Origin of the sequence: Umezawaea tangerina (assembly GCF_003002815.1) — a bacterium.
Classification (GTDB): Bacteria; Actinomycetota; Actinomycetes; order Mycobacteriales; family Pseudonocardiaceae; genus Umezawaea; species Umezawaea tangerina.
Window position 1 is genome coordinate 183478 of record NZ_PVTF01000007.1, and the last position, 21413, is coordinate 204890.

General features: G+C 73.8%; 21 protein-coding genes. 15 read left to right on the top strand and 6 right to left on the bottom strand.

Features of this window, described 5'->3' with window-relative positions:
- Positions 1 to 125: 125 nt before the first annotated feature.
- From CLV43_RS24005 to CLV43_RS24025, 5 genes are read left to right on the top strand one after another with little or no spacing between them, the layout of a single operon-like run.
- A complete protein-coding gene (locus tag CLV43_RS24005; protein ID WP_106189522.1) occupies positions 126 to 788 on the top strand; it encodes a TasA family protein in 663 nt (220 codons plus the stop codon).
- A gap of 24 nt (positions 789 to 812) precedes the next feature.
- On the top strand, positions 813 to 1358 hold the full coding sequence (locus CLV43_RS24010) for a hypothetical protein (RefSeq protein WP_106189523.1): 546 nt from the start codon (positions 813 to 815) through the stop codon (positions 1356 to 1358).
- A gap of 9 nt (positions 1359 to 1367) precedes the next feature.
- Positions 1368 to 1883 carry a signal peptidase I gene (locus tag CLV43_RS24015; protein WP_106189524.1) on the top strand — a complete coding sequence of 172 codons (516 nt, stop codon included), beginning with the start codon at positions 1368 to 1370 and terminating at the stop codon, positions 1881 to 1883.
- A gap of 50 nt (positions 1884 to 1933) precedes the next feature.
- A complete protein-coding gene (locus CLV43_RS24020) occupies positions 1934 to 2632 on the top strand; it encodes a response regulator transcription factor (protein ID WP_211304520.1) in 699 nt (232 codons plus the stop codon).
- On the top strand, positions 2629 to 2997 hold the full coding sequence (locus CLV43_RS24025; protein WP_106189525.1) for a response regulator: 369 nt from the start codon (positions 2629 to 2631) through the stop codon (positions 2995 to 2997). The genes CLV43_RS24020 and CLV43_RS24025 overlap by 4 nt, the downstream gene beginning before the upstream one ends.
- A 4-nt stretch (positions 2998 to 3001) precedes the next feature.
- Here the strand turns inward: CLV43_RS24025 and CLV43_RS24030 are convergent, their stop codons facing one another.
- A complete protein-coding gene (locus tag CLV43_RS24030; protein ID WP_106189526.1) occupies positions 3002 to 4204 on the bottom strand; it encodes a GAF domain-containing sensor histidine kinase in 1203 nt (400 codons plus the stop codon).
- A gap of 487 nt (positions 4205 to 4691) precedes the next feature.
- Here CLV43_RS24030 and CLV43_RS24035 point away from each other — a divergent pair, with 487 nt between their 5' ends.
- Together CLV43_RS24035 and CLV43_RS24040 are read left to right on the top strand one after the other, a co-directional pair.
- On the top strand, positions 4692 to 7520 hold the full coding sequence (locus CLV43_RS24035) for an AbfB domain-containing protein (protein WP_106189527.1): 2829 nt from the start codon (positions 4692 to 4694) through the stop codon (positions 7518 to 7520).
- Positions 7521 to 7644: 124 nt separating this feature from the next.
- Positions 7645 to 8688, top strand: a complete 1044-nt coding sequence (locus tag CLV43_RS24040) for a hypothetical protein (RefSeq protein WP_106189528.1) — start codon at positions 7645 to 7647, stop codon at positions 8686 to 8688.
- Here CLV43_RS24040 and CLV43_RS24045 read toward each other — a convergent pair whose 3' ends face one another.
- A complete protein-coding gene (locus CLV43_RS24045; protein ID WP_106189529.1) occupies positions 8689 to 9606 on the bottom strand; it encodes an AraC family transcriptional regulator in 918 nt (305 codons plus the stop codon).
- Between the two features lie 109 nt (positions 9607 to 9715).
- On the opposite strand from CLV43_RS24045, the gene CLV43_RS24050 reads away from it, so the two are divergent.
- A complete protein-coding gene (locus CLV43_RS24050; protein WP_106189530.1) occupies positions 9716 to 10780 on the top strand; it encodes an acyl-CoA dehydrogenase family protein in 1065 nt (354 codons plus the stop codon).
- Positions 10781 to 10798: 18 nt separating this feature from the next.
- Here the strand turns inward: CLV43_RS24050 and CLV43_RS24055 are convergent, their stop codons facing one another.
- Genes CLV43_RS24055 through CLV43_RS24065 form a run of 3 tightly spaced genes read right to left on the bottom strand, consistent with a single transcriptional unit; the run spans position 10799 to position 12733 of the window.
- Entirely contained in the window at positions 10799 to 11494 is a 696-nt protein-coding gene (locus CLV43_RS24055) for an alpha/beta fold hydrolase (protein WP_106189531.1), read from the bottom strand.
- A gap of 34 nt (positions 11495 to 11528) precedes the next feature.
- Positions 11529 to 12293, bottom strand: coding sequence for a class II aldolase/adducin family protein (locus CLV43_RS24060; protein ID WP_245886898.1), 765 nt, complete (start codon positions 12291 to 12293; stop codon positions 11529 to 11531).
- Complete coding sequence (locus tag CLV43_RS24065; protein WP_106189532.1) at positions 12290 to 12733, bottom strand: RidA family protein; 444 nt, start codon at positions 12731 to 12733, stop codon at positions 12290 to 12292. Before CLV43_RS24065 ends, CLV43_RS24060 begins: the two co-directional genes overlap by 4 nt.
- 123 nt (positions 12734 to 12856) lie before the next feature.
- On the opposite strand from CLV43_RS24065, the gene CLV43_RS24070 reads away from it, so the two are divergent.
- Entirely contained in the window at positions 12857 to 13570 is a 714-nt protein-coding gene (locus CLV43_RS24070; protein WP_106189533.1) for a FadR/GntR family transcriptional regulator, read from the top strand.
- A 143-nt stretch (positions 13571 to 13713) separates the two neighbouring features.
- Here CLV43_RS24070 and map read toward each other — a convergent pair whose 3' ends face one another.
- Positions 13714 to 14538: a type I methionyl aminopeptidase gene (gene map / locus CLV43_RS24075; RefSeq protein ID WP_106189534.1), complete on the bottom strand. Its 825-nt coding sequence runs from the start codon at positions 14536 to 14538 to the stop codon at positions 13714 to 13716.
- A gap of 88 nt (positions 14539 to 14626) precedes the next feature.
- On the opposite strand from map, the gene CLV43_RS24080 reads away from it, so the two are divergent.
- From CLV43_RS24080 to CLV43_RS24100, 6 genes are all read left to right on the top strand, one after another.
- Positions 14627 to 14896, top strand: a complete 270-nt coding sequence (locus CLV43_RS24080; RefSeq protein WP_106189535.1) for a helix-turn-helix domain-containing protein — start codon at positions 14627 to 14629, stop codon at positions 14894 to 14896.
- A 173-nt stretch (positions 14897 to 15069) separates the two neighbouring features.
- Positions 15070 to 15288 (top strand): transposase, encoded by a 219-nt coding sequence (locus tag CLV43_RS50475; protein WP_425445774.1) that lies wholly within the window; start codon positions 15070 to 15072, stop codon positions 15286 to 15288.
- Between the two features lie 244 nt (positions 15289 to 15532).
- Positions 15533 to 15952, top strand: coding sequence for a transposase (locus CLV43_RS50480; RefSeq protein WP_425445775.1), 420 nt, complete (start codon positions 15533 to 15535; stop codon positions 15950 to 15952).
- A gap of 159 nt (positions 15953 to 16111) precedes the next feature.
- Complete coding sequence (locus CLV43_RS24090; protein WP_106189536.1) at positions 16112 to 17254, top strand: FAD-dependent oxidoreductase; 1143 nt, start codon at positions 16112 to 16114, stop codon at positions 17252 to 17254.
- 31 nt (positions 17255 to 17285) lie between these two features.
- A complete protein-coding gene (locus tag CLV43_RS24095; protein ID WP_106189537.1) occupies positions 17286 to 18044 on the top strand; it encodes a dienelactone hydrolase family protein in 759 nt (252 codons plus the stop codon).
- A gap of 19 nt (positions 18045 to 18063) precedes the next feature.
- Positions 18064 to 21306 carry an ATP-binding protein gene (locus tag CLV43_RS24100; protein WP_211304521.1) on the top strand — a complete coding sequence of 1081 codons (3243 nt, stop codon included), beginning with the start codon at positions 18064 to 18066 and terminating at the stop codon, positions 21304 to 21306.
- Positions 21307 to 21413: the final 107 nt, after the last annotated feature.

Below are 21413 nucleotides of genomic sequence, written 5' to 3' on the forward strand. Positions count from 1 at the left end.
GTGGTGGGCGGCGTCGGGCAACTTGACGGTGGCTTGAGGAACGGTGGAGGGAGGGTGGAGGGTCCGATCCCAGGCTTGTCCCATCGCACCGCGGCAGGCGGTGCAGGACCGGACAAGGACACGCCATGGCGAACCACTCCCTCCCCGTCACCCGCCGTCGTCGTTCCGCCTGGCGTCCGATCGCCTTCGCGGCGGTCGCGCTGTCGGTGGTGGCGGCGATCGGCGGCGGGGTCTGGGCGACCCTGAGCGCCACCACGGCCAACGGGACGCCCGAGCAGGTGACCACCGGCACGCTGAAGCTGACCATGGCGGCCAACGGGGCGGGCTTCGACCAGGCCGTGGCGAACATGGCCCCCGGCGACGTCGTGAACCGCTACGTCGACCTCACCAGCGGCGGCACCCTGGACGCGCAGGCGCTGACGATGCAGGTGGCGGCGACCGGCTCGGCCAACCTGGTGACCGACGGGGCCACGACGAAGGCGCTGCGGGTGACCGTGCGGCTGTGCGCGAGCGGGACGTGGAACGCGGCCACCGGCGTGTGCGGCGGGACCGCGTCGACCCTGCTGGCGGCGACCCCGCTGAGCACGCTGTCCGGCGCGCAGTCGCTGGTCCCCGGCGCGATGGCGGCGGGCGCGGTGCAGCACCTCCAGGTGTCGGTGCAGCTGCCCGACCAGAACGAGACCACGGTCAACGGGGTGCTGCCCGCCGCGACCGTGCAGGGGCTGACGGCGAACCTGACCTACACCTTCGCCGAGGCGCAGCGCACCGCCACCACGTCCAACTCCTGACCCGCGCCTGACGAGGGGTGGCCGATGTCGAAACGGGTCGCGGTGGTGCTCGGGGTGGCGGTCGCGCTGGTGGCCGCCCTCCCCGGCGCGGCGCTCGGGAGCACGCGCGGCGCGGCCGCCGGGTCCCCGGTCGGCACGGCCACCCTCTCCTGGTCCGCGGTGCTGGTCGACGGCGCCGGGGCCGTCCAGACCGGGAAGCCCCTCTCGGTGTCGTGGGGGATCGGTGACCGCACACCGCGCTTCGGCGGCGTCCGCAACTCCGGTACGGCGGCGCTGACCGGGCAGACCTACACCGCGGCGGTCAGCGGGCTGCTGCCCTCCCCGGTCTGGGTGGACGCGTGCGTCGGCGGGACGTGGAACACGACCGCGAACACCTGCTCCGGGACGGTGACCCAGCTGGTCACCTCCTCCGCCGGGTCCGCGCCGGCGGCCACGGCCGTCCCGGTGGGCGGCCAGCTCGACCTCCGGGTCAGCCTCACCGCCGCCCTCAGCGGGTCCACCACCGCCTCGATCGGCGTCTCCGTCACCAACGGCGCGAACACCCGCGCCGCCACCACCACGAACTCGTAGGGAACCGCCATGACCGCCGCCCACGCCGCGACCGGGCGCAAGCCCCGCCGCCTCCCCGGTGCCGTCCTCGCCGTGCTCGCCCTCGCCGCCGTGGCGGGTGCCGTGCTCGTGGTCGGGTTCCGGGTCGGCTTCGCCCCGGTGCTCTCGCCGAGCATGTCGCCCGCGTTCGACCCCGGAGCCCTGCTCGTCACCCGACCGGTGGACGCTCGATCGGTTGAAGTCGGCGACGTCGTCGTGCTGCCCCGCCCGGACGCGCCGGGCGAGCGGTACGCGCACCGGGTGGTCGAGGTCGACCGGGCTCAGGTCGAACCGCTCGTGCGCACCAAGGGCGACAACAACACCGCCGCGGACCCCCAGCGACTGCGCCTCACCTCGGACACCGTGCCCGTCGTGGTCGGGCACGTGCCGTGGATCGGGCGGGTCGCGCTGCTCGGCCAGTACGCGTGGCTCAAGGCGGCGCTGGTCGTGTTCGCCGGTCTGTGCGTGCTCGTGGGCGCCAAGCGCGCGCTCTGGGACCGGCGGTGACCGTCGTCGCGGCGCTGCCGCGGACGCCGGAGCCGGTCACACTCCAAGCCATGTCGAGGGTTCTGGTCGTGGAGGACACCGAGAGCATCCGCGAGGTCGTCGAGATGGCGCTGGACGAGGCCTGCTTCGACGTGCGCACCGCGGGCGACGGGGACCGCGCGCTGCTGGAGATGCGCGCGTGGCGGCCCGACGTCGTGGTGCTGGACCTCAACATCCCCGGCCCGAACGGGCTGGAGGTGTGCAGGCGGATGCGCGACTTCTCCAACGCCTACGTGCTGATGCTGACCGCCAGGGCGGACGAGGTCGACAAGCTGGTCGGGCTCTCCGCGGGCGCCGACGACTACCTGACCAAGCCGTTCTCGCCGCGCGAGCTGGTCGCCCGGATCCAGGCCATGCTGCGCAGGCCGAAGGAGCTGGGCGTCGCCGTGCCCGAGCAGGTCTCGGCGGAACGGGTCGTGGGGCCGCTGCGGATCGACGTGGAGGCGCACGAGGTCACCGTCGACGGCACGCACCTGGTGCTCACCCGGCTGGAGTTCGCGCTGCTGGACGCGCTGACCGAGAACGTGCGCCTGGTGAGCTCCCGCGACCGGCTCCGGCGGGCCGCGTGGGGCGAGGCGTGGCTCGCCGACGACCACGCGGTGGACGTGCACCTGTCGAACCTGCGGCGCAAGCTCGCGGGCGCGGGCGTCGACGGCTTCATCGCCACCGTGCGCGGGGTGGGCTACCGGGTGGACCGGAGGGTGTTGTGAGGACGCTGCTGGTCGTGGACGACGACCCGGACGTGCTGGAGGTGCTCAGCCTGTCGCTGGGCTTCCGGGACGGCTGGGTCGTCGAGACGGTGACCGGCGGGGCGGAGGCGGTGAGCCGCTGCCTCGCGGGCGGGATCGACGCGGTGCTGCTGGACGTGGAGATGCCCGGCCTGGACGGCCGCCGCACGCTGCGCGCGCTGCGCGAGGCGGGCAGGCTGGACGCGCTGCCGGTCGTGTTCATCACCGCCGCGCCCGACCTGGGGCCCGACCTGCGGGAGCTGGGCGCGCTGGCGGTGCTGGCCAAGCCGTTCGACCCGCTGCGGATCGCCGACGAGCTGGCGGACGTGCTGGACTGGGCGGCCTGAGCCGTCACCACCACGGCCGGTCGGTGTCCGGGCCCGCCACCGGCAGCACGACGGTGAACGTGCTGCCCTCGCCCACCGCGGAGCACACCCGCACGCTGCCGCCGTGCGCGCGGGCGATGCCGCGGGTGATCGACAGGCCCAGCCCGATCCCGCCCGCGCTGGGGCCTCCGAGCTGCACGAACGGCTCGAAGATGCGGTCGACGTCCTGCTGCGGCACCCCCGGTCCCCGGTCGCGCACGGCCACCTCCACCCGGTCGCCCGACCGGGTGTGGCGCACCGAGACGGTGCTGCCCGCGGGGGCGGCCTTCACCGCGTTGGCGAGCAGGTTCGTGAACACCTGCACCAGCCGGTCCAGGTCGCCCCGGACCGGGCACGAGGGGCACTGGGCGTCCAGCGCCACCCCGACCCGGTCGGCCACCCCCTCCACCGCGTGCACGGCGTTCTCGACGGCGTCGGCCACGTCCACATCGGACAGCGCGAGCCGCAGTCCGCTCTGCAGCCGGGTCAGGTCCAGCACGTCGTCGGACAGCCGGATGAGCCGGTCGGTGTTCTTCGCCGCGATCCCCACCAGCCGTTCGGCGCGCTGGTCGAGCTCGCCGAACCGCCCGGACCCCACCAGCTCCAGCGACCCGTGGATCGAGGTCAGCGGGGTGCGCAGCTCGTGGCTGATCATCGAGATGAACTCGGCGCGCACGTCCCGCGCCCGCGCGCTGTCCTGGTGCGCCTGCGCCACCGCGTACTCGACCTCGACCCAGCCGGCCAGGTCGCGCAGCCGCTGCCGGTCCTCGACGCCGAGCGCGCGGGGCCGCCGGTCGACCAGGCACAGCGTGCCGACCCGGTGCCCGGACGGGCCGTGCACGGGCTGCCCGGCGTAGAACCGGACGTGCGGCGGACCCAGCACCGACGGGTTGTCGGCGAACCGCGGGTCCAGGGTGGCGTCGGGGACCTCCATCAGGTCGCCGCTCTCGATCGCCTTCGAGCAGAACGACTCGCTGCGCGGGCCCTCCCGGACGTCCAGCCCGATCCGCGACTTGAACCACTGCCGGTCGAGGTCCACCAGCGACACCAGCACGATCGGCACGTCGAACACGTGCTGCGCGAGCCGGGTGATCCGGTCGAACCGCTCCTCCTCGGGCGTGTCGAGCAGCTCCAGCGACCGCACCGCGGCCGTGCGCTCCAGCTCGACGTCCCACCTGGTCCTGCCCACGCCGCACACCTCCTCGTGACGTCGCCGAACGCCGTGTCGATGATGGCGGACCGGCCACCCGCGGGCACCTGGGCAGGACGCGTCCGGAACGCGAACCGGCAGCTCAGCACCGCGTCGGCTGATCGTCCACCGGTCAAACCACACCTTGGTGTGACACCCGGTCGAATGGCCGGGTCCACAGAGGACCGGGCTCCACCCCGCCGACGAGGGGAGGTGCCCATGGCCGCCGTGGTGACCCTCCGACCGGTGGGCCGGGTGGGTTCTGTTGATTGGTGGTTGTTTCTGATTTGTTCCGTTTGTCAATGTCTCGTGTTACGTTCGCCAAGCCGAGCCCGGAGGTCCCTGTTCCGGGGTCCGGTGCTGGTCACAACCCTGCGTCCCCTGCCGTTCGACCCGTTCCCACCGCACGGACTCCGCACGTCACCGAAGCCGTCGAGTCGGGGGTGGCGCGCTGGTTCCGCGCGCCTCCCTGCCCCGAAGGAGTCCGATGCGCCGCCTCGTCGCCTGCGCGGCGGCTGTGCTGGCCCTGGCCGGTGGCCTCGTCGCCACCGCCCCCACCACAGCCTCCGCCGCGGTCGTGCCCAAGACCCCGCCGCTGACCACCCCGTGGACGGGCCAGGTGTCCACGACCAACCCGCTGCCCGAGTACCCGCGCCCGCAGATGACCCGTCCGGACTGGCAGTCGCTCAACGGCGAGTGGGAGTTCCTCAACCCGGCGACCGACGGGTCCGGCGGGGTGAACCGGAACGCGGCGCCGCCGCTGGGGCAGACGCTGCCCGAGCGCGTGCTGGTGCCCTACCCGGTCGAGTCGGCGCTGTCGGGGATCATGCGCAACGACAACCGCGACCTGATGTTCTACCGGCGCACGTTCACCGTGCCGCAGGCGTGGAGCGGCAGGCGCGTGCAGCTGCACTTCGGCGCCGTCGACTACGAGGCGACCGTGTGGGTCAACGGAACCCAGGTCACCGCGCACCGGGGCGGCTACGACCGGTTCGAGGTCGACGTCACCCCGCAGCTCAACGGCGGCACGAACGAGATCGTCGTCCGGGTGTACGACCCGACCGACGCGCGCGGCGAGAAGCAGCCGATCGGCAAGCAGGTCAACAGCCCCAGCGGCATCTTCTACACGCCGTCGTCGGGGATCTGGCAGACGGTGTGGCTGGAGCCCACGGCGGCGACGTCGGTCTACTCCGTCGACGTCTACGCGAACCTGGCCGACAACACCGCCAGGGTCCGCGTCTTCACCCGCGGGAGCACCACCGGGCACACCGTGCTGGCCGAGGCGATGTCCGGGTCGACGGTGGTGGGCAGCGCGACCGGCGGCTTCACCGAGTTCACCGTGCCGGTGCCGAACGCCCGCCGCTGGTCGCCCGACGACCCGTTCCTGTACGACCTGCGCGTCTCGCTGCGCAACTCCTCGGGCGCGACCGTCGACCAGGTGGTGAGCTACTTCGGCATGCGCGAGGTCGGTACGAAGCTCGTCGACGGGGTGCTGCGGCCGACCCTCAACGGCGAGTTCGCGTTCCAGATCGGCACGCTGGACCAGGGTTTCTGGCCCGACGGCCTGTACACCGCGCCGACCGACGCGGCACTGGCCTCGGACATCCAGAAGCACAAGGACCTGGGCTTCACCATGGTGCGCAAGCACATCAAGGTGGAGCCTGCGCGCTGGTACTACCACGCCGACCGGCTGGGACTGCTGGTGTGGCAGGACATCCCGTCCACGCCCGCGTTCGACGCCAACCGCACCGCGGCGCAGATCGCGGAGTTCGAGACCGAGGCCCGCGAGATCGTCGACGAGCACCGGTTCTCCCCGGCGGTGATCACCTACGTGCCGTTCAACGAGGGCTGGGGCGAGTGGAACCTCGCCGACACCCGGCGCGTCACCACCGACCTGAAGAACTACGACCGGACCCGGCTGGTGAACGCCCACAGCGGCTACAACTGCTGCGCCTCCAAGGGTGATCCCGGCACCGGCGACATCGTCGACTGGCACGTCTACACCGGACCGGACGCGCCGCGGCCGTCGGCGACCAGGGTGTCCGTGCTCGGCGAGTTCGGCGGGATCGGGCTGCGCAACCCCGGCCACGAGTACAGCCCGAACGGCCAGTTCTTCGCCTACGAGCAGGTGTCCAGCACCGCGCAGCTCAACGACCGGTACACCGGCATGGTCCGCGACGTGAAGCAGCTGATGACGACCAAGGGCGTCTCCGCCTACGTGTACACGGAGATCACCGACGTGGAGGGCGAGTACAACGGGCTGTTCACCTACGACCGCAAGGTGCAGAAGGTGGACACCGCCCTGGTGCGGGCCGCGCACGCGGACCTGGTGAACGCCTCGCGCAACCTCGACTCCCCGGTGGACCTCACCCTCGGGCACGTGCGGTCGTTGCGGGTGACCACGCAGGGCTTCACCGACCGGTATCTGCGGCACTCGAACTCGGTGGGGCGCACCGACGTCATCAGCGCGGCCAGTGCCGACGGCGACCGGCAGGACGCGTCGTTCCGCACGGTGGCCGGCCTGGCCGACGCGCGCTGCCACTCGTTCGAGTCGGTCAACTTCCCCGGCCGGTACCTGCGGCACGCGAACAGCCGGGTGCGCGTCGAGGCGAGCACCGGCGGCTCGTTCGCGTCGGACGCCACCTGGTGCGCCCGCACCGGTCTGGCCGCGGGCGGCACGTCGTTCGAGTCGCTGAACTTCCCCGGCTCCTACCTGCGCCACTACGCCGACAACGCCTACCTGGCGCGCAGCGGCGGCCCCAACGCCTGGGACACCGCGACGGGCTTCGCCGCCGACGCGACGTGGGGCGCGGCCGACCCGGCGCTGTGGCGCAGCTCCGTGCAGCTGGCCACGAACGTGCGGCAGTCGTTGCGCGTCACCACGTGGGGCCACACCGACCGCTACCTCCGGCACGCCGACAGCCTCGCCTACACCGAGGTCGTCGGCAGCGGCAGCGGAGCGACCCTCAAGGCCGACGCCACCTACACCGTGCGGCGCGGGCTGGCCGACTCGTCGTGCTACTCGTTCGAGTCGGTCAACTTCCCCGGCCAGTTCCTGCGGCACGCCGACAGCCGGGTGCGCAACTCGCCCGACGACGGTTCGGCGCTGCTGCGCGCCGACGCCACGTTCTGCGCCCGACCGGGCGTGGGCGGCACGGGCGTGACCTTCGAGTCGATCAACAAGCCCGGCTCGTACCTGCGGCACTTCGAGTCGCAGGTGTACGTGGCCTCCGGCGCCGCGGAGGCGGGCTTCGACCGGCCGCAGACGCTCACCGCCGACAGCAGCTGGACCCTCGCGGCACCCTGGGCGCCGTAGCCGCCGGGCCGGGGTGGTCGCCGCGGCGCGACCACCCCGGCTTCCGGCGCGCCCCGGACGGCCGGGACCACCGGCGGTCGAAACGCCCGCGACAGGCGGGACGCGGTGCCGGCACGATGCGCGCGTGGACGACCTGGAGTTCTTCGCGGACCTGCTGACCACCGGAACCGTGCTGGGGCTCGACCACACCAGCACACCGGCCGAGGTCGAGCGGGTGTTCGGCCCGGCCCACACCTACGCCGCCCCGTCGGGCCGGATGACCGACACCGGACTGGTCGAGTTCGGCTGGTGGGACGAGCGGGTGACCTACTTCGGCGCGCAGGTCCACCGGCTGCGGTCCGGTGTGGAGCCGGGCGGCCCGCTGGTCGACCGGTACGGGCCGTTCCGCGAGCTGCTGGACGTCGACGACCTGCTGACGGCCGTGCGGGCACGCGGGTTCGACCCGGAGCCGGTCCCGCGGTGGGGCGACGGCAACGCGGGCTACGCCGAGTACCGCGAGCCCTCCACCGGGATGGGGGTCCTGCACCTCGTCGACCCCGACGAGGCGGGGGAGCCCGGACCGGCGGGGCGGGTGGCGAAGATGCTCGGCTCGGGGGACGACCGCCGGTCGGTCCGCTGGGACGCCGACGAGCACCGGTCCACCACCGCACGGGTCAGGCACCTGCTCAAGCTCGACGACGCCGACCTGGAGCCGTGGCTGGACGGGCACGAGCCCGCGCCGGGACCCGAGCGGACGGACTGGTGGCGCCACCTGCGGCTGGTCGCGTCCCAGCGCCACGGCGTCGCGCCCGCCGAAGCGGTGCGGCGCCTGCGGTTGCTGACCGCGCTCGACCGGCTCGCCGTGGACCGCGGTGTCGACGGCGAGGCGGACGCCGCGCTCGCGCTGGCCGCGACCTCCGCCGAGGGGCACGGGCTCGGCCTGGCCGACGTGCCGCCGGTGCAGGACGCCGTGCGGCGGTGGCTGGACGCGGTGGACGGCGAGTACGCCGAGGCGCGGGAGCTGAGCGGCAGGCGGCCGGTCGGGGCCGACGAGGTCCGCCGGGCGCGGGCGCTGCGCAACCGGATCCACGACATCGGGGCGTACGGGCCGCACGTCACGTCGAGCGCCATCGCCGACCGGCTGCGGGCGTGGACCGACCTCAGGCCGCTGCTGCTGGGGGCCGCGTAGTCAGCGCGTGCCCGCGACCTCGGAGAGCAGGGCGGCCGCCGGGGTGCGGCGGAACCGGCTCGGCGACACCCCGTACTCGCGGCGGAACGCGGCCGAGAAGGCGAACTCGCTCGAGTACCCGACCTCGCGGGCGATCGTGGCCAGGGTGGCGTCGGACTCCCGCAGCAGCCGGGCGCCGTACCCCAGCCGCCAGCCGATCAGGTAGCTCATCGGCGGCTGGCCCACCACCGTGCCGAAGCGCCGGGTGAACGCCGCCCTGGACAGCCCCGCCACCGCGCTGAGCTGGCTCACGGTCCACGGCCGCCGCGGGTCGTCGTGGATCTCCCGCAGCGCGGCGCCGATCGCCGGGTCGTCGGTCTCCGGCCAGCCGACCGTGTCCTGCTGCTCGTGCCACAGGCGCAGCACGGTGACCAGGATCAGGTCCAGCATCGCGGGCAGCGCCGCCCCGCCGCCCATCCGCGTCCCGGACACGTCCGCGCGCAGCAGGTCGACCAGCGCCCGCAGCTCGGGGTGCCGCCCGTAGTCCGGTGACACCGCGATGAGGTCGGGCAGCGCGCGCAGGTACTGCGGAGCCCGGCCGTGCTCGAGCCGGTAGGCGCCGCACAGGAACTCGAAGTCGAACGGCCCCGGCGCGGGCGGGAACTGGCCCATCTCGGCGACCGGGAGGTCCTCCAGCGCGCAGGGGACCCGGCTGAGGCCGTGCGCGGCGCCCGACGAGGCGAGCACCACGTCGCCCGGTTCCAGCGCGACCGGCGCCTCGTCGGCGGTGACGAGCCAGCAGGTCCCGGTCAGCACCACGTGGAAGCCGCTGCCCGCGAAGGTGGCGAACCGGAGTCCCCGCGAGCCGGACTGCCTGATCACCCGGCTGCCGACGACGCCGACCCGGACGGCGCGGATCACCTCGCTCATCAGGTCCATGCCCCGATGGTATCGACGGCGGCCCGCGGGCCCACCGAGCACGATCTCGTATGGACCGGTGCGGTCCGCGCATGGTCGCGCGTGCGCGCCCGGTGGTTGGGTCGGCTCCATGATCGATCACTCCACAGGGGACGAGACGGGCGCGGTCCTGCGCGCCCACGCCGAGCAGAGCGAACAGGACGACCGGCCCGCCGCGGAAAGCCTGGACGCGCTGCGCAAGGACGGGGTCTTCGCCCTGCGGACGCCCCAGGAGCACGGGGGCGCCTGGGTGGGCTGCGAGGCCGTGGCCCGCAGGCTGACCGTCCTGGGCCGCTCCTGTCCCTCCACGGCGTGGGTCGCGGGCACCTGCGTGACGGCGAAGGACCTCGCCGCCAAGATCTTCCCCGGCGCTCCCGCGCACGAGCTCTTCGCCGACCCGGACGCCCTCTTCTGCGGATCGGGCGTCCCCAGCGCCCAGGGCCGCCCCGTGGCCGAAGGCGTGCGCGTCACCGGCCGCTGGCGGAACGTCTCCGGCTGCGAGGACGCGACCTGGGCGACGTTGGGGCTGCTGGTGGACGGCAGGTTCTCCATGGCGGCCATCCCGGTGGCCGACCTGACCGTCGACCGGACCTGGCACATGGCGGGCATGCGCGGCACGGGCAGCCACAGCCTCGTCGCCGACGACCTGCTGGTGCCCGCCGACCGGGTCGTGGCGGTGGCCCCGTTCCCCTTCCAGGACCGGCTGCTCTACGCGATGACGGTGCTCGGCCCGGTGGTCGGTGCCGCGCGGGGCGCGCTGGACGTGGTCGACGCGATGTTCGCCTCCGACCGCAAGCCGTTCATGAGCGCGTACTCCCGGATGGGGGAGTCGCCGGGTGCCCGGCACTGGCTGGCCGAGGCGAACCACCTCGTCGACCGCGCGGAGACCGCCATGCTCTCGGTCGCACGGGCCGCGGACGCGGGCGGGCCGGCCGACAGCGACCACCCCCGACTGCAGATGGAGCTCGCGGGCGCGGGCGCCGACTGCCGCGCCGCCGTGGAGCGGATGCTCGACCTGCACGGTTCGAGCGGATTCGCCACCACCAACCCGTTGCAGCGCTTCTGGCGCGACGTCGCCGTCGGCAGCCGCCACCCCCACCTCAACCCGTACCTGGCGTTCGAGAGCGCGGGCAAGGCCTTGGCGGGCGAGTCCTGACCACCGGCCCGCGCGTCCTCAGCGGAGGTCCAGCAGCACGCGCGCGGTCCGCTCGGGGTGCTGGACGTGGACGTAGTGCGCGGCGTCCGGCCACGTGAGCACGGTGGCCCCGGCCGCGGCGGCCTGCCGCGCCGTCTCGGTGAAGAAGGGCGCCGCGGCGGCCTGCACGTAGGTCACCGGCACCCCGGACGCGTCCCGTCCGGGGTGCGGCAGCGGTTCCCGGTGCGTCCGGGTCGGCATGGGCGTGCACTTGGCCGCCATCCAGTCGAGGTCGGCGGCGTCGGTGAGGCCCAAGGCGGTCAGGTCGACCGGCGCCCAGCCCCACGGGTGCTCGGCGGGCGGCTCGCCGAACAGGTCCGGCAGCATCGGGAGCACGTCGAACGCGGAGCGGCCCGGCTCCGGCCGGAACGCGTCGAGGTAGACGACGTGCGCGATCCGCTCGGGCACGGTGCCGAGCACACCGGTGACGACCATGCCGCCGTAGCTGTGCCCCACCAGGACGACCCGGTCCAGGTCCTCCCAGGTGAGCAGCCGGGTGACGTCCTCGATGTGGGTGGACAGTCCGATGTGGTCACCCGCGAGGTGGCCGCGGTCGGCCAGGCCGGACAGGGTCGGGCACAGCACCCGATGTCCTTCGGCCTCCAGCAGCGGTCTCAAGCGGGCCCAGTTCCAGCCACCGGCCCACGAGCCGTGCACGAGCACGTAAGTGGTCATCAGCTCCTCCGATCCGGCGGTCGTGCGGGGGTGGTCACTCGTCGAGCAGGTCGGGCTGGGCGTGCACGACGTCGTCGAAGAGGATCCGGAAGCTGTACCTGGCCAGTGCCGGGCTGCCGAACTGGGAGTGCGCGACACGGGCGGCGTCGGTGTCCAGGTAGGCCGGGGTGCCCGCCGCCTCGGCGATCAGCTGCACCTGCGCCGCCCGGTCGAAGCTGACGAACCAGTAGGCCGCCTCCTCGACGCTGCCACCCACGGTGATCACGCCGTGGTTCCGCATCACCACCGCGCGGTGGGGGCCGAGCGCCTCGGCCATCCGCCTGCCCTCCTCGGTCTCCAGGGCCAGACCGTTGTAGTCGCGGTAGACGCCCTGGTCCTCGAAGAAGGCGCAGGCCTCCTGCACGACCGGGCGCAGCGGCGTGCCGAGCGCGGCGAGCGCGCGGCCGTGGATGGAGTGGGCGTGCGCCGCCGAGACGACGTCCGGGCGCAGGTCGTGGATGGCGGAGTGGATGACGAAGGCGCCGCGGTTGACCGGGCGGCCGCCCTCCAGGACCTCGCCGTCGGCGTCGACCATGACCAGGTCCTTCACGCTGATCCGGCCGAAGGAGACGCCGAACGGGTTGACCCAGAACCGCCGCGGGTCCTCGGGGTCGCGGACCGTGATGTGCCCGGCCACGCCCTCGTCGTAGCCGAGCCTGCCGAACACGCGCAGCGCCGCGGCGAGCTGCTGCTTGCGGTGCCTGCGCTCGTCCTCGACGGAGCCGGAGGCCTGCGCGGCCGGGATGTCCAACGTGGTCAAGGTGTCGTCCTCTCCGTCGTGCGGTGGGGTCGGGAACCGATGGCGGCGAGACCGTCGACCTCGACCAGCCACTCGGGCAGGGCGAGGGCGGCGACGCCGACCCAGGTGCTGGCGGCGAGCGGGACCTCGCCGAAGGCGCGCCGCAGCGCGTCGAACACGGGCTCGATCAGGTCGGGGGTCGAGCCCACGACGTGGATCGTGTACTTGAGCAGGTCGGCGGGTGTGCCGCCCGCGGCCTCGAGGGCCGCCCGGAGGTTGCGGAAGGCCTGCTCGGCCTGCGCGGCGACATCGCCCGCGCCGACGAGCGCGCCGTCGGTGTCCAGGGCGACCTGGCCCGCGATCGCCACCAGGCGGTCGCCCGGCGCGGAGACGGTGACCTGCGAGTACAGGTTCCGCACAGGGGTGGCGAGTGCCGGCGGGTCGATGCGGTGGACGGCCACGGGAGCTCCTTCGGCGGCAAAATCGTCAGGTCATCAGACAACTTTGCGTCCGGCTTGTCAATCCTCGCCCCCCGTCGATCCGGAGCCGTCCCCGGTCGGTGGTGCTGCCGTAACCTGGCGACCATGATCGACCAGTGGCGGCCGTCGACACCACCGCAGCGCAGACCCCTCGTCGACCAGGTCATCGCCAGCGTGCGCGAGCTGATCAGCGGTGAGGGCCTGGAGGTGGGGGACCGGCTGCCCAGCGAGCCCGACCTCGCCCGGCGGCTCGGCGTCGGGCGCTCCACGCTGCGCGAGGCCATCCGGGTCCTCGGGCACGCGGGCGTCCTGGACATCAAGCAGGGCAGCGGGACCTACGTCGGGCGACCGCGGGAGGACGACCTCGCCACCCGCCTCGCCGCCGCCAGGGTGCCGGAGGTGTTCGAGGTGCGCGCCGCCCTGGAGACACTGGTGGCCCGCACGGCGCCGTTGCGGCGGACCGACGAGCAGGTCGCGGCGCTGCGCACGGCCGTGCGGGACTGCCGAGGGCACGCCGAGACCGGCGACGTCACCGCGTTCATCGAGGCCGACTCGCGCTTCCACCGCATCGCCGCCGAGGCCTCCGCCAACTCCGTGCTCGTCGAGCTGTACGAGGTGCTGCGCCGCTCGCTGGAGCCCGCCCTGCTCGTCGTCGCCGACGTGGTCGAGCTGCGCCGGGCCAACGACCGGCACGAGGTGCTCGTCGACGCCATCGAAGCGGGCGACCCGGACGCCGCCGTGGCGGCCACCCAGGCCCACCTCGCGGAAACCGTCACCTTGTTCGAGGCGGGCCGGGACGCGGACGGCCCCTCGGCCTGACCATCCCGCGTGGACCGTGTCCGGGTAGCCGCGTTTGTGATCTCCGTGGCTTCAGCGTCGACCGAATCCAATGGTCACCGCGCGGGTGTCCTGCCCTGTGTCAGGTGCAAACGCGCGATGGCGGACAACCTCCGCGGTCGGGGTCAAGCGTCCTTCGTGGACGTCCGACCGGCGGAACCGGTCTTCGACGCGGGGGTCTCGTCCTCCCGCCTGGTGAGCACCACGGGGCCGTTCTCGGTGATGGCGACGGTGTGCTCGGAGTGGGCGGTGCGCGAGCCGTCGGCCGACCGGATGGTCCAGCCGTCGGGGTCGTAGACGATGCGGTCGGTCGTGGCGGCGAACCACGGTTCGAGCGCGAGGGTCAGGCCGGGGCGCAGCTTCAGGCCGCGGCCCGCCTTGCCCTTGTTGGAGACGTGCAGCTCCTCGTGCATGGTGCGGCCGATGCCGTGGCCGCCGAACTCGGTGTTGACCGGGTAGCCGTGGCCGCGGGCCACCTCCCAGATGGCGGCCGAGATGTCGCCGAGGCGGTTGCCGGGGCGCGCGGCGTCGATCGCGGCCTCCAGCGCCTCCTCGGTGGCGCGGATGATCCGCTGGTCCTCCTCGGCGGGGGTGCCGACGATGACCGTGCGCGCGGAGTCGGCCACCCAGCCGTCGATGCTGACCGCGATGTCCGCGCTGAGCACGTCGCCGTCGCGCAGCACGTAGTCGTGGGGGAGGCCGTGCAGGACGGCGTCGTTGACCGACAGGCAGATCACGTTGCGGAACGGGCCGCGGCCGAAGGACGGCGCGTAGTCCCAGTAGCACGACTCCGCGCCGCGCCGCTCGATCATGCCGCGCACGTGGTGCTCGAGGTCCATCAGGTTGACGCCCACGTCGGCGAGCTTGCCGACCTCGGTCAGGACCTCGGCGACGAAGCGCCCGGTCACGTGCATGCGGTCGATCTCCGCAGGCGTCTTCAGCTCGATCACGGGTACCTCGCGTCACCAGGGGTTGGTATTACTATACCGATCACGTTAGCACTTGCCGGTATAGTAATACCAACCGTATCCTGGGGGCATGGTCCGCCAACCGCTCACCCCCGAGCAGATCGAAGCAGGCAGGCGCCTCGGCGCGCTGCTGCGCCGGGCGCGGGCGGAGCGCGACCCGGCCGACGTGGCGCACGCGGCCGGCATCTCGCCGGAGACCCTGCGCAAGATCGAGACCGGCAGGCTGCCGTCACCGGGGTTCGGCACGATCGTGTGCATCGGCGAGGCCCTCGGCCTCCCGGTCCAGGAGCTCGCGCTCGCCTGGCGCGGCGACGGCCAACCGCTGAAAGCCGTCTCCTAGGGCCTGTATCGAAGTCGGCTGAGGTGACTTCGATCTAGGTTGGCGCTGTTCAGCGTGTTGATGATCAAAAATGAGCGAGGTCTCCGGTAATCGGTTCGTCGACCAAGAAGAACCTGAACACCGGAGACCTCGTGAACACCCTAGCGGTGACGGGGCGGTTCGACCTGACCGACGTGCAGTGGGCGATGCTGGAATCGTTGTTGCCCCAACCGTCCCGGTCGGGTCGACCGTCGTTGTGGAGCAAGCGGCAACTGGTCGACGGGATCCGGTGGCGGGTCCGTGTCGGTGCGCCATGGCGGGACATTCCCGCGACATTCCCGCGACATATGGCTCCTGGTCGGCGGTGTACGCGTTATTCCGGCGTTGGCAGCGGGCCGGTGTGTGGCAGGTGATCCTGACCGCGCTGCAAGCCCGAGCCGATGCCGCCGGGCGGGTCACGTGGGATGTCAGTGTGGATTCCACGATCGCGCGGGCGCACCAGCATGCGGCGGGTGCCCGGAAAAGGGGGATCTGCAGGCGGAGCCGCCGGGCGGGATCGTCATCGAGCCCGATGATCACGCGTTGGGCCGTTCCCGCGGCGGGTGGACCACGAAGCTGCACCTGGGCTGCGAGCAGGGCCGGAAGCCGTTGTCGATCGTGCTGACCGCCGGTCAGCGGGGCGACAGCCCGCAATTCATCCCGGTGTTGCGGGGGATCCGGGTTCCTCGGGCGGCCGGTGGTCGGCCCCGGACTCGCCCGGACCGGGTATTGGCCGACAAGGCGTACACGTCCAAGGCCAACCGCGAGCACCTTCGCCGACGCGGGATCAGGCGACGATCCCGAGCAAGGTCGATCAGGACGCGCATCGCAAGGCCAAGGGGTCCAAGGGCGGCAGGCCACCGGCCTTCGACCCCGAGGACTACAAGCAACGCCATGCGGTGGAGTGCGGTATCAACCGGCTCAAGCGTCACCGTGGGGTGGCTACTCGGTACGACAAACTTGCCGTGCGTTACGAGGCCACCGTGCATGTCGCAGCGATCAACGAATGGTTCTGATCGACTTCGATACAGGCCCTAGCCCTCCCCGCCATTCACCGCTCTTCCCCGACCGACACGGCCACGCGGCCGTGTCGGTGGCATGTCGGTGCCGTGTCGGTGGAGCCGCGCACTGTCGTGGGCATGACGTCCTGACCGGCGTCACGACCACACCAACGGCAGTCACCGGAGGAACAAGACCATGAGCGTTCCAGTCACGATCGTCGGCGCGGGCCTGGGCGGCCTCGCGCTGGCCCGCGTCCTGCACGTCCACGGCATCGCGTCCACCGTCTACGAGGCGGAGGCGTCGCCGACGGCGCGGGCGCAGGGCGGGATGCTGGACATCCACGACTACAACGGCCAGCCCGCACTGGAGGCGGCCGGGTTGATGGAGGAGTTCCGGAGCATCGTCCTGCGGGGCCGGGAGGCCATGCGGGTCGTCGACACCGACGGGACCGTCCTGTTCGAGAAGGCCGACGACGGCACCGGCGACAGCCCCGAGGCGCAGCGGGCCGAGCTGAGGAGGATGCTGCTCGACTCGCTGCCGGAGGGCACCGTCCGGTGGGGGCACCGGGTCGACGGCGTGCGCTCGCTCGGCGGGGGCCGCCACGAGGTGTCCTTCGGCAACGGCACGACCGTCGTCGCGGACGTCCTGGTCGGCGCGGACGGCGCGTGGTCGCAGGTGCGGCCGCTGCTCACCGACGTCAGGCCCGAGTACGCGGGCAACTCGTCCATCGAGACCTTCCTGTTCGACGGCGACACCCGTCACCCCACCGTCGCGAAGGCGGTCGGTGACGGGGCGCTGATGGTGTTCGACAAGACCGCGAGCGGGAAGGTCTTCCTCGTCCACCGGGAGGCCGACGGGCACCTGCACGCCTACCTCTGGCTGGCCAGGCCGCTGGACTGGTTCGCGGGCATCGACTTCACCGACGCCGTCGAGGCGACCGCGGCGGTCGCGCGGGAGGTCGAGGGCTGGGCGCCCGAGCTGACCGCGCTGATCACCGACAGCGACACCGTCCCCGTCTACCGCCCCCACTACACGCTGCCCGTCGAGCACCGGTGGGACCGCGTGCCGGGGGTGACCCTGGTCGGCGACGCCGCCCACCTCCAGCCGCCGAACGGGGAGGGCGCGAACCTGGCGCTGCAGGACGGCGCCGAGCTCGGCGCGGCCATCGCCGCGCACCCCGGTGACGTCGAGGCCGCGCTCGCCGAGTACGAGCGGGCGATGTTCCCCCGCAGCGCCGCGTCCTCGGCCGCGGGCGTCGCCAACAACGAGATCCTCCTGGGCGACAACGCGGCCCCGAAGCTGATCAACCTGCTGGCCGACCGGTTCGCGGGTGCCTGAGCGGTCCGGGACTTCCACAGGAGGCAGGGAGATGCACAAGACGGCAGTGGGCGTGCGCACTCCCGACGGGGTGGCCGACGCGTACTTCGCCCGCCCCGACGGGGACGGACCGTTCCCGGGGGTGCTGTTCTACATGGACGCGCTGGGGCTGAGGCCGCGGCTGTTCGAGATGGTCGAGCGGATCGCCGGGCACGGGTACGCCGTGCTGGCGCCGAACCTGTTCTACCGCAGCGGAAGCGGGCGGATGGCCGACCCGGCCGGCCTCGGCGACCCCGAGCGGCGCGACGGGATCATCGGCAGGCTCGTGGAGCTGATCAAGGCGCTGGACACCGCGGCGATCACCCGCGACACCCTGGCGTACCTCGACTTCCTGGACGCGCGGGACGGGATGGCGCTCGGGCCGGACGCGATCGTCGGCTACTGCATGGGCGGCAACAACGCGTTCAAGGCGATCACGGCGTTCCCGGACCGGATCGCCGCGCTGGCGGGCTTCCACGGCGGAGGGCTGGCCACCGGCGAACCGGACAGCCCGCACCTGGGGGTCGGCCGGATCACCGGCGAGGTCTACTTCGCGCACGCCGACCAGGACCACGGCATGCCGCGCGAGCAGATCGACCGGCTCGAAGAAGCCCTGGCCGCGGCGGGCGTGCGGTTCCGCTCGGAGGTCTACCGGGGCGCGCCGCACGGTTTCACGATGACCGACACGGTGTCCTACCACGCCGAGGCGGAGCAGCGGCACTGGCGCAACCTCCTCGGGCTGCTCGACAGCACCGTGGGATCGCACCGGTGACGCGGGTCGGGTAGCGGTGGTGGCCGCGGGACCGGTCGGCCGCGCGGCCACCACGCCGAGGCGCACCGCGACCCCGGCGGAGCGGTGGCACCCGCCCGGCGCACGGGAGCGGGTGGGCGATGATGGTGGTGTGCGGATCACGACGCTCGGCCCACTGGCGGTGGACGGTCGCCCGGTGCGGGGCGACCGGTTGGCCGCGGTGATCCGCGAGCTCGTCGACGCCAGGGGCCGCACGGTCTCCACCGGCGCCTTGGTCGACGCGGTGTGGCAGGGCGCCCCACCCGACGACGCGGCGGGCGCGTTGCAGGCGCTGGTCGCCCGCGTGCGCAGGCTCGGCGTGCCGGTCGTGGCCGCGTCGGGCGGGTACCGGATCCCGGCCGACGGGGTGCAGGTCGACGCCGTCGCGGTCCGCGCGCTGGCCGACCGCGGCCGCCAGGCCCTGGCGGAGGGCAACGCGGTCCGCGCGCGGGGCCGCGCCGACGAGGCGCGGGCGCTGTTCCCGGAGGTCCCGGAGCTGGCCGACGCGGGTGGCGCCCGGCTCTTCGCCGACGTCGTCGCGCTGCGGGCCGAGGCCGCTTTGGCCCGCGGCGGCCCGTTCGACGAGGCGGACCTGCGCCGGTTGGCCACCAGGGTCCCGCCCGACGAGCCCGCCGCCGCGCTGCTCGTGCGGGTGCTCGCGGCGCAGGGGCGTGACGCGGAAGCCCTCGACGTCGTCGAGCGGGTGCGCGTCGAGCTGGCCGACCGGTACGGCACCGACCCGTCACCGGTGCTGGCCGAGGCGCACCTGGCTCTGCTGCGCGGACAGCTCACGGTCGACCGTCCGAAGAGGACGGACGGGCTGCCCGCGGCCTGGCGTCGGGCGACGACGGCGTTGGTGGGCCGCCAGGAGGATCTCGCCGCGGTCACCACGGCGCTGCTGGAGGCGCGGCTGGTGACCGTGGTCGCGACCGGCGGGGCGGGCAAGACCCGGCTGGCCGCCGAGGTCGTCCGCTCGGCCGCCGGTTCCCGGACGGTCCGCGTCGTCGAGCTGGCCGGGTTGCGGTCACCGGCCGAGGTGCTGCCCACCGTCCTCGCGGTCCTGGCCGGCACGGGCACGCCACCGGTGGACCGCAGGGTGCTCGACCCGCGGGAACGGCTGCGGGCCATCGGCCCGGAGCTCGACGGGCTGCTGGTGCTCGACAACTGCGAGCACGTCCTGGACGCCGCCGCGTCCGTCGTGGCCGACCTGCTGGCCGTGGCGGCGCCCGAGGTCGGCGTGCTCGCCACCAGCCGGGCGCCGCTGGGCCTGGTCGGCGAGGTCGTCCACCGGCTGCCCGCGCTGCCCGACGACGAGGCGCTCGCCCTGCTCGGGGCACGGGTGCGGGCCGGGGGAGCGGTGCCCGCGTGGGGCCGGGACCGGGCGCTGGCGCTGTGCCACCGCCTCGACAACCTGCCGCTCGCCCTCGAACTGGCCGCCGCCCGGCTGCGGCACATGCCCATCGACGACGTGCTGGCGGGGCTCGGCGACCGGTTCGCGCTGCTCGACGACGCGCTGCGCGGTCTGCCCGAACGGCACGCCGGGCTGTGGGCGATGGTCGACTGGAGCCGCGAGCTGCTCGACCCCGGCGAACAGCGGCTGCTGCAACGGCTCGCCGTCCTCCCGGCCCCGTTCACCGCGGACCTCGCCCTCGCCACGGCGGGCGGCACACCCGCGGGGCTGGCGATCCTGGTCGAGCAGTCCCTGCTGCGGCTGGAGGACGGCGACGGCACCGCCCGCTACCGGATGCTGGAGACGGTCCGAGAGTACGGCGAGGCCGGGCTCGACGCGGCGGGCGGGCGCGAGGCCGCCATGGCCGGGCTGCTCGGCTGGGCCCGGCGGCGCGCGGTGGCGCTGGCCGCCGACTTCGTGGGCCCCGCCCAGGTCGCCGCGCTGGAGTCGTGCGCGGCGGACCAGGACAACCTGGTCGCGGCCTTGCAGTGGGCGCAGGACCACGATGACGAGGTCGCCGCGGTCGACGTCGCCACCGCCCTGTTCCAGCTGTGGACCGTGCGCGGCAGGCACTTCGAGGCCAGTGCGCGGGCGCGCACGCTGCTGCACGTCGACGACCCCGCGGCGCGGTCGCGGTCGGCGGTCCTGCGCGGCCGGGCGAGCGGCCGCCCCCTGCCGCACGCCGACCGGCTCGCGCTGCTGTGCGTGCTGGTCGCCGTCAACGCCGGGAACACCGGCCCCGCACGGCTCACCGTGCTCGCCCGCCGCGCCTTGCGGACCCTGCTCGCGGAGCGCCCCGACGACGTGTCGCCCCGCACCACCGCGTTGGCGTCGGCGCTGCCCCTGTTGGAGCGGACGGACCCCGACCGGAGCCTGGCCGACGCCCTCGTCGCGCACCCCGACCCCTACGTCCAGGGCATGGGGTACTTCGTCCGGGCCGTCCTGGTAGAGGACGCGGGCACCCCGCGGGACGCGGTCGGCGACGCCGAGCTGGCCTACCGCCGGTTCGAGGCCGTCGGCGACCCGTGGGGGATGGGGATGGCCGCCCACGCCGCCGGGCACTCGACCGGCGCGGACCCCGACCGGCGCACCGACGAGTGGCTGCGCCGCAGCGAACGGCACCTGGCGCTGGTCGGCGCGGCCCAGGACGCCCGGTCCACCAGGGTGCTGCTGGACACGCAGCTGGCGTTGGCGGGCGACGTCGAGGCCGAGCACCGGCTGGTGGAGATCGCGGGCTCGGAGCGGCCCGACGAGGCGGACGCCTGCCAGGCCGCGCTCGGCCTGGCCCAGCTGGCCTGGCGGCGCGGTCGGTACGACGACGTGCTGACCCACGCCGACGAGCTGCTGCGGGCGGTCGCGGACACCGGTGCTCCCGGCCCGGCACGACGCCGGACCGTGTTCCGGGTCGCGGTCGCCGTCCTCCGCCTGTGGGTCGCAGGAGCTGCTGACGGGACGTCCGCCGGTGCGGACGCGCGGGCCGCCGACGCGCTTCGGCAGTCCCGCGCAGAGGTGCTGAGCACCTACGACCGCCCGCTGCTCGGGGCGTGGGCGATGGGTGGGGCCGAGCTGGCCGCGTTCCGCGGTGACACGGCGACCGCGCGAGAGCTGTGGGCGATCGGAACGCGGGTCGGCGCGAGCCCGAGCCGGTTCTTCCCGCAGGGGCGCGGCGACCGGCTCGCGGCCGCGCTGGGGGACCGGCGGAGCCGTGAGCTGCTGCTGGCCGAGGCCTCCGGGCTGACGGCGGCCGCCGTCCACGTCCGGGTCGGCGCACTGATGGACGGCCTGCTCGGGTAGCGCGATCCGGTCGCGGGTGCGGATCACCGAAGCCGACCGGACGACATCGGTGGCGAACCGCCTGGACGCGCCGCCGGTCGATGGGCCAGGCTGGGCCACCGGAGGTG

What these genes read in the sequence shown, in the direction of transcription:
- CLV43_RS24005 (WP_106189522.1), top strand. Translation starts at nt 126, where the DNA reads ATGGCGAACCACTCCCTCCCCGTCACCCGCCGTCGTCGTTCCGCCTGG.
- CLV43_RS24010 (WP_106189523.1), top strand. Translation starts at nt 813, where the DNA reads ATGTCGAAACGGGTCGCGGTGGTGCTCGGGGTGGCGGTCGCGCTGGTG.
- CLV43_RS24015 (WP_106189524.1), top strand. Translation starts at nt 1,368, where the DNA reads ATGACCGCCGCCCACGCCGCGACCGGGCGCAAGCCCCGCCGCCTCCCC.
- CLV43_RS24020 (WP_211304520.1), top strand. Translation starts at nt 1,934, where the DNA reads ATGTCGAGGGTTCTGGTCGTGGAGGACACCGAGAGCATCCGCGAGGTC.
- CLV43_RS24035 (WP_106189527.1), top strand. Translation starts at nt 4,692, where the DNA reads ATGCGCCGCCTCGTCGCCTGCGCGGCGGCTGTGCTGGCCCTGGCCGGT.
- CLV43_RS24045 (WP_106189529.1), bottom strand. Translation starts at nt 9,606, where the DNA reads ATGGACCTGATGAGCGAGGTGATCCGCGCCGTCCGGGTCGGCGTCGTC.
- CLV43_RS24050 (WP_106189530.1), top strand. Translation starts at nt 9,716, where the DNA reads ATGATCGATCACTCCACAGGGGACGAGACGGGCGCGGTCCTGCGCGCC.
- CLV43_RS24055 (WP_106189531.1), bottom strand. Translation starts at nt 11,494, where the DNA reads ATGACCACTTACGTGCTCGTGCACGGCTCGTGGGCCGGTGGCTGGAAC.
- CLV43_RS24070 (WP_106189533.1), top strand. Translation starts at nt 12,857, where the DNA reads ATGATCGACCAGTGGCGGCCGTCGACACCACCGCAGCGCAGACCCCTC.
- CLV43_RS24080 (WP_106189535.1), top strand. Translation starts at nt 14,627, where the DNA reads ATGGTCCGCCAACCGCTCACCCCCGAGCAGATCGAAGCAGGCAGGCGC.
- CLV43_RS24090 (WP_106189536.1), top strand. Translation starts at nt 16,112, where the DNA reads ATGAGCGTTCCAGTCACGATCGTCGGCGCGGGCCTGGGCGGCCTCGCG.
- CLV43_RS24095 (WP_106189537.1), top strand. Translation starts at nt 17,286, where the DNA reads ATGCACAAGACGGCAGTGGGCGTGCGCACTCCCGACGGGGTGGCCGAC.